Raw genomic sequence first — 7623 nt, forward strand, 5'->3', positions numbered from 1 at the left:
TCGGAAGGGAAAAATTTCCTCTTTGCGAACTTTGCGTATATCTTAGCGTTCTTTGCGGTTAAGCATTCAACAAGCTTTGGAGCCGATGGAGCGCAATGTTCCACAAAGTTTTTCACAATGGACACCATGTTTGCCTTCGACCCGCTCACGTACCAGCTTTTTAAGCGCACAGAAAACACTGAACCTCAAAGAATTTTGCGAAATAGGGTACCGTTGAGGAAAACACAGAACGTGTCAAGCCGCCAAAAAATCGCACCAGCCTTCGATAAGCTCAGGCTGCGACGATAAGTGGGTTCGGGAGGGAAAATGAAACGTAAAGTGGTGAATTCATCGAGTCTATCCCGATAGCTATCGGGACTCGTGTCTAGCTTCTCGCCTCTAAAAAAGCCTTCGACAAGCTCAGGCACCAACGATACGTGGGTTTAGGTAGGCTAAATGATACGTGATGTGGTGAACGTCATTGGGTGTCGATCTCGCGCAATAGCGATTGACGCGGAAACCCCGCAGCGACCATGATCGTTTTTTATAGCGATCGTAAGCGAGGAGTTGCAGCAAAAAGCGCGGGCGCCGCTTTAATGATTGTTTTTGAAGACAAAGATCGTTGCGGCGCATTGCCCAAAAAAAGACGAAAAGTGCAGATAAAGAAGAATTTCAAAAATTGATTTCGATGGGAAAATTAATCCACAGAACGTGATCTAAACGCCCGATTTCCTATAAAATAAAGTAGTATTACTCCGATGCCAAAAACAAAAAATTGCCAATATTCGGCTTTGCGAACCACCGGAGAATCAGCGCCGCTAACAATAAAACCCGCCCAGTAATACGGATTGCTTTTCATCGGATTGTTCTTAAGAAAATCACGTTTTGCCATTGCCAATGCCTCACTTTTGTTCTTTCCCTGGTTGAGATATTGGTAAAATGCAATCATAATCTCAGAGGTTTCTTTATCGGGAACTTGCCACAAACTTACCACAGCCGACTGCACACCAGCGTACGTCAACGCGCGCGACAAACTCATAACGCCTTCTCCCGATTTGATGCTGCCTGTACCGGTTTCACACGCACTTAAAACCACCAATTTCGCCGGAAAATTCAGTTGGTACAAATCGGAAAAATACAACTTTTGGTTGTCTTGAAAATACAAACACGACTGTTCAAATGCGTCTTCAACCACTTGCGCGTGCATGGCTAAATGAAAAATACTGTGTCGGTTTAATTCTTCTAAAAACGCCGATTTCGTTGCTTGTAAACCAGAAATTTGCTTTCCGTCAAACAGCGAGGCCACAGCAGCACTTTCTTTTTCGGCAAATGGTAATTTTTTTAACTCGCTTCTACTTTCGGATGTAGCGCCTAATGAATAATCGGGTGCAACTGCAAGTAAATTAGAGCTTTTATTGATTGATTGTCCGCTCGTTAGCAACCACATTGGTAGGCTGTAAGCGTAGGAAACCGACGCACGGTCGATAAGCAGACTAGTTGTTTTCGAATCTTTCAGAATTTCAAAAGGCAAGTAATTGAGAAAACCGTCGGGAATTATAGTAATGTTCTGAGCAACAACTGATGGGAGTAAAAGCTTTGACAGTTTATCGGCATCCGTTTTCGAGTAATCGCGTTGTTTTATTCCCGTAACGACACGATTTGTTAATTTTTCAATCAAAGCAACACTGCCGAGTTCGTGTATTGCGATTTGTTTTTTCGAAATCGAAACACGAAAAACCGAATTCCCCGCGCAATAGAATTTGAAAATTTGTTGATTTGCTTGCACTTTTACTTGTACATCGGCGATAGTAAATAACTTGCTGTTTAAGTTGTTAAATTCTTGTTGCGCAACGGTATAGGCTTTTTTTCGAGTTTCTAAGCTTGCCTTAAGCTGTGCGATTTTTTCGAGACCGCTGCTGTTTTGTGTTTTTTTCTTTTTGTATTGCGATTCGTAAAAAAGCAATTCGTTTTGCAGCGACTTTACCGATTGTTCGGATTTTTCTAAAACGTATTTTTCGGTTTTTTGACGGTAATTTTCTAACAGGTGTACTGAGGCATTTTGTTCGACCAGATTTAGTAATTCGGTCTTTTTAGATGCATTTTTATGAGGTAGCGCTGCGATTCGTAAAAGTCCGCTACTAATTTTCTCATGCGTTTCTTGCAAGTATGCGTTATACTCACCGCGGAGGTAGTATGTTTTGAAAAGCTTGGCGCTAATGCGCAATAATCTTTCGGCATTCGATAAATCACTTTTCCCATTTGAGTTTTTATAAAGCTCGAAGAAGGAGTTTCCGCATTCAGCAAAAAAGTTCATAAAAACGGGATCTACTAGATCATCGACATCGGAAAAACTTAAGTTGTCAAAATTGTGTTTCTTTCCGTTCAAGCTAAAATTCAAATCTGAAAGTAGCTTTTTGAGCTGAATTCTAGCGTTTGCATTTTCTTTTTTAGCAAGCTGTATTTTCACATCTTGCAACGGAATTTGATACGTAAGCAGTTCGAATTTCTTACTGTCGTTATTTTTCGCAGCATTACGTAAATAGTTTTCGGCTTCAGCAAACTGCCGTTTATTCGTTGCAATTTGTGCTAGTTTTAAATTGAACTTAGCTGCATTAAAATTGGCGCCATTCTTTTCGGCCAGACTTTTACCTTTTAGAAAAAATGCAACAGCTTTTGTCTCGTTTTTTTGAGTTTCATAAAATTCACCCAATTCTTGGTAGGATTGCAAATTATAGATAATCCATTGCGGATTTTTATCTGCTTGCGAAATGCAATTTTCCATAATTTTCGCGAATGCCTCAGCCTCATCCGCTTTTTCTTGAGCCAGCAATACGCGCAAGTTCGTTAGTGCATAGTTAAGTGTTGCCTTTGTTTGAATGTTAGAATTGGTCGTTTTTTTATTGGCGTACTTTTTCAGATAATGAAAGTTCAACTGATTCGCTGCGCTTTTGGCTTTCGGAATGTCGCCGTATTTTAAGTACTGATACACTAAATTCTGATAAGACGTTACCAGATAATTCATGATATCGGGTTCGGTTTTATGTACTTTTTCCCAAATCGCGGCTGCTTTGTTGTAGTATGCAATTGTGTTTCTCTGATCGTAAACATTTGCATATGCAAAGGCTAAGTTGTTGTAATTCAAGGCAACATGCGTCGAATTTTCACCGTACTTTTTAATGTATAAATCTAGCGACTTTTTGTAGAACCGAATTCCTTCAAAACTATTGCCAACCTTGTCGTATAGATATCCCAGGTCATAGAAGTAGTCGGTTTTTGTTTCTGCTTTAGCATTTTTGAAGTCGGCAGATTCGTAGCCTTTTCGCGCATATTCGAGCGATTCTTCCCAGGTTTTGTTGTAGGCGATGTAGTGATAACGCGAACTGTACAAGTTGATCAAAAGTTCCGACTGATACCACGTTCTTTTCTTAAGGGATTCTATTTCCGCAATACACGATTTGAGTGTGGCAAAATCTTCAGAACCCGAAATCAAAAAGTCGTAAAAGCGAAGGTAATTTTTTACAAAAACCCGATCGTTGTAGTTAAGTCCGTTCTTTTTAAGCACCGGAGCTAATGCTTTTTTTGCTTCCGCGTAAGCTTCGGTTGTTTCGAAATCATACGCTACAAGTAATTCGTTCTTAAGCAGCGCGTTTTGACCAAATAGAGTAGTGGCTATAAAAAACGCAAACAAGATGAATACATTTTTCATAGCCACAATTTTTTAATCTACGAAATTTAAAAACTTGATGCCGAACAAGATACCGTCGCCTACAAACCCGCCTTGGTATGAGCGCACATAATCAAGACGTAGTTGACGAAACTTTCCAAATCCAAGTTTATCTAAACCAATCGAAAATTCTTGATACGGTTTGCGATCCGGAACCGCTAATTGGTGCGCTCCGATGATTAAGTTAGTCTTGAGTAAATTCAACAAGGGTATTTTATTGATGAAGTAGCCAGCATCGTTGTATTCTGCGTGGATTTCTGAATAGCTGTCGTTCGTACTTGCCGAGTAATAGGGCAATAAATTGAATACATTCAGATAGCGTCCGCCGTTATTTACATTCGTTTGGTTGCCGTTAAAGTGTTGGTAATCGATGAACGAAATATTTTCTGCATTAAACAACTTACCGCCTTTAAGTTGCATCGCTATGCTTCCTTTGTTATTTAGGTCGAGTTCGTAAACAATACGACCGGAAATTTGTGAATAATTGAAATCAGAATTGCTGCCTGCAAATGCTTGTAGGTAGTTTAAATACAGGGTTGGGTAGTCGGAATCGCGAATTTGCAAACGGCTGTCTGGACGAGTGATATACCTTACACCAAAGTTGTAACGTAATCCGAGTGAAACTTTAGCGAGACTGTGTTGTTCGAACGCTAGTGCATCGTTATTAGGTTGAAGCGGATTGTTCGATAAGTAATCGTCTTCGTTTTTAATCAAGGTATAATCGGTGTTGTTTTGAAGTGCGCGCCGTTGCGACCATTCTGATTGTAAAGAGGCATAGAATCCGGGTGCAAGGTACCGACTAAAAGTAGCGCTTATGAATTCTCTATTATATAGTTTCATGAAGTTATTTTTAAAAAACAAGCTCGCTACAGAGTTTACGAGTGGTGAAATGGGTTGTGCGCTGTTAAATTGTTCGGCTTTAATTCCAGCTTCGATGGAAAGCTCGTCGTTATTAATGCGATTGAATCGGTGGTTATAGCGTAATGAGTATCTAAGGCGGTCTTCGGCAAAACCGTAGTTTAGATTTAGCCTAACAGAATATTCGCGGCCAGACTCTTCGTTTTCCGATTCACGATAAAATCCAAAACCACTGTTTAAATTCCATCCTTGTACTGTGTTGAAGCTATAACTGAGCGGTGAGCCAACGCCATCGTATGCTAAACGGTACTTTTTGTAAGAATTTTGGTATGTGTAGCCTTTAATTATGTCGAAAAACTTAAACTTATTCTTTTTGCCATCAACGGAGTCTAAGTAAACTTTTGAGCTTCTCACCGTTGTAATGCTGTCTTTTTTCTTGTAGTCGAGAAACTCTTCATTAGTGAGTGGAATCGGACGGAATTGATTCCAATACGAGTCGTCTTTTTTGTTTGATTCTCGCTCAACTACAACCATTTCTCGACCAAACAATTTTTTGTCAGTAGGAAGTTCGAAGTTGTAATTTGAATATACATAGTTGAATTTACCTGTAAACTTGATGCCAAATGCACCCGCTTGAAACTCTAAAGCCTGTACGTTCTTACTCCAAAGATTACTTGCTTGATTGAACGCAAATTGCTGTGTGATGGTTAATGTATCGATAAACTCCTGGCGCATGCGATAGCCTTTTGTACTTAAATCGACGGCGTAAATCGCGTAAGAATCGTCCACAATATAAATAAAGCCATCAAAAGTAGGTTCACTATCGCGTTTACTTGTCACTTGAATTTTATATACCATTTGCTTAGAATCATCCATAAAACTACCCGCTATTTTGTATTTGTAATAGCTGAAAGCTTCGCTGCTTATGGGTGAAATCATCGCGGTAGCAAAACGAACATTGTTGTCGTAAAAGTCGTAAGCAGTGCTTCGTGCCGTGTTGTAGCTATAGCCCTTGTCGTTACCACTAACTTTTGAAGCAATGATAGTTTCTTTAAGTTCATCGGGCTTTTGAAAGACAATTTTAGAAACGGTTTCGCTTAGATAAATGATACCACTACCGGTAGAGTCGACCATACCACCTAAGTCGCCAACTTCTTGTCCAAATAGTTTTTTTGGCAAATCCTTAATCTTGAACATACCTCGCGAATAAAAATCGGCAGTGAATTTTGAGGTGCGTTCCGAATTGCTTTTACGCGCTTTTATAGCTTCACGAATCATTCTGTCGGCCGGGTTTTCCTTTGCATTTATTACCACTTCTTGCAGATTCAATTCCTCTTCCACAAGAACAACATTTTGAACGGTAACTCCGTTCTGAACAACCACTTTTATTTTTTGCGTTTTAAAGCCTAACATCTGATAAACTACTGTATAAGTGCCTGGTGTTGTGACTTGTAAGAAGTAGTTTCCCTGATCATTAGCTGAGGTGCCGTTGTATGTTCCTTCAATAAAGATACTTACTCCCGGAAGTGCAACGCCCGATTTTTCGGTGATACTGCCCTTGATCTGTGCAGCACCTAAAAACGAGACAAAAAACAATAAGATTGCTAGTGTTTGTTTTTTCATGATTGATGATGATTTCTATTTAAAAACTCGATTGCTAATGCGTAACTTTCAAGCCCTAAGCCTGCTATAACTCCCGCAGCAACAGCGCTGATGTGCGAATGCTGACGAAACGCTTCACGGGCATAAATATTCGAGATGTGAACCTCAATCGTAGGTACAGCAATTGCTTTAACCGCATCGGCTATAGCGATGGAGGTATGTGAATAAGCTGCTGCATTTAGAACGATTCCCGTAGCGCAGCTGCCAGCTTCCTGAATAAAATTAACGATTTCGCCTTCTACATTCGACTGGCGGTAACGCAATTCCAAATCTGGAAATTCCATGCGGAGCGACTCCAAATAATTTTCGAAAGACAGCTCGCCATAAATCTCGGGTTCACGCGTTCCTAACAAGTTCAAGTTAGGTCCGTTTATGATGTAAATCATAGTATATTCTTTACGCTCGTTTAAAGTTCGAAATATCGCAAATAAAAACCCGTGTTAAACGGGTTTTTGTCAGGATTTGTTCGATATGTCGCAAAAAATTAAAATTTGTAACCAACTCCTACTTGAAATACTGTGTTAGTTACTTCAGCATTCTTTGAAGCGTCGGTTAAACCTGCAACGTAACGTGCATGAACTGAGATGTTTTTGGTTAAGTTATATCCAATTCCACCAACGACAGAAAAATCATAAGATTTTGTTTCAAACTGATTCGGAACATTGGAATCAAGTAAAAATCCAAACTGTGGTCCTGCTTCCAAACTCAATGTCTTAGAAGTCAGATAGAATTTTGCCAAAATAGGGATATTGATGTAATTAAGCTCTATATCATCAGCATCATCGATTTGAGCACCTTGCGAAGAATAGAGTACTTCCGGCTGAATACTTAAATTTTCGAAGACATTCAATTCTGCAAAAGCACCGAAATAATAGGAAGTTAGTGTACTCGCATCGTAGTCGTTTGAGTCGACATTCGAAAAATTCGCTCCACCTTTTACCCCAAATTCAAGCGATTGGGCGTTTACAGAAGCCGTTAAGAGCAGCAATAAAAAACAAACTTTTTTCATAGTAATTGTATTTTGATGTTACCAAAACTAGTTAAACCATACTTCGTGGTCTGTTAACAAATATTTAAATTAACTGGAGTTCGATTTAAAAGGCAAAGTTAAAAAGCATATATACAATTGGTTAGCATGTGGATTTTCTTAGTATTGCCGTATTCTCGCGAAAAATCAGCAATGTAAGCGGAATCTATGTGTTAAGCAGGTTAAAATAGAATACAATAATTTATACAAAGCGTTCGAAACCAGTTTTCAATCGAATTCAGGTTAAATTAAAGAGAAGCCGTCTCACAACCTGAGGCGGTTTTTTTATTATTTTTTGTTGGATTTTCAGTTTGTTTTTTGTATATTTATATCTGATTTACAGATGATTACGCATGAATTTCAAGCTTTATAA

At 39.2% G+C, this 7623-nt stretch carries 5 protein-coding genes; 1 reads left to right on the plus strand and 4 read right to left on the minus strand.

Going from position 1 to position 7623, the window contains the following annotated elements; all coding sequences use genetic code 11:
- Positions 1-288, plus strand: a 288-nt coding sequence (locus Q0064_RS14370; protein WP_298148900.1) for a hypothetical protein, incomplete at its 5' end; no start/stop codon positions are given.
- Between the two features lie 388 nt (positions 289-676).
- Here Q0064_RS14370 and Q0064_RS14375 read toward each other — a convergent pair.
- From Q0064_RS14375 to Q0064_RS14390, 4 genes are all read right to left on the minus strand, one after another.
- Positions 677-3685 carry a CHAT domain-containing tetratricopeptide repeat protein gene (locus Q0064_RS14375; RefSeq protein ID WP_298148901.1) on the minus strand — a complete coding sequence of 1003 codons (3009 nt, stop codon included), beginning with the start codon at positions 3683-3685 and terminating at the stop codon, positions 677-679.
- A 12-nt stretch (positions 3686-3697) separates the two neighbouring features.
- Positions 3698-6184, minus strand: coding sequence for a DUF5686 and carboxypeptidase regulatory-like domain-containing protein (locus Q0064_RS14380; protein WP_298148902.1), 2487 nt, complete (start codon positions 6182-6184; stop codon positions 3698-3700).
- Positions 6181-6609 carry a type II 3-dehydroquinate dehydratase gene (gene aroQ / locus Q0064_RS14385; protein ID WP_298148903.1) on the minus strand — a complete coding sequence of 143 codons (429 nt, stop codon included), beginning with the start codon at positions 6607-6609 and terminating at the stop codon, positions 6181-6183. The genes Q0064_RS14380 and aroQ overlap by 4 nt, the downstream gene beginning before the upstream one ends.
- 98 nt (positions 6610-6707) lie before the next feature.
- Positions 6708-7232: a porin family protein gene (locus tag Q0064_RS14390; RefSeq protein WP_298148904.1), complete on the minus strand. Its 525-nt coding sequence runs from the start codon at positions 7230-7232 to the stop codon at positions 6708-6710.
- Between the last annotated feature and the right edge of the window lie 391 nt (positions 7233-7623).

The organism is Flavobacterium sp. (genome assembly GCF_027490375.1).
Classification (GTDB): domain Bacteria; phylum Bacteroidota; class Bacteroidia; order Flavobacteriales; family Flavobacteriaceae; genus Flavobacterium.

What these genes read in the sequence shown, in the direction of transcription:
- Q0064_RS14375 (WP_298148901.1), bottom strand. Translation starts at nt 3,685, where the DNA reads ATGAAAAATGTATTCATCTTGTTTGCGTTTTTTATAGCCACTACTCTA.
- Q0064_RS14380 (WP_298148902.1), bottom strand. Translation starts at nt 6,184, where the DNA reads ATGAAAAAACAAACACTAGCAATCTTATTGTTTTTTGTCTCGTTTTTA.
- aroQ (WP_298148903.1), bottom strand. Translation starts at nt 6,609, where the DNA reads ATGATTTACATCATAAACGGACCTAACTTGAACTTGTTAGGAACGCGT.
- Q0064_RS14390 (WP_298148904.1), bottom strand. Translation starts at nt 7,232, where the DNA reads ATGAAAAAAGTTTGTTTTTTATTGCTGCTCTTAACGGCTTCTGTAAAC.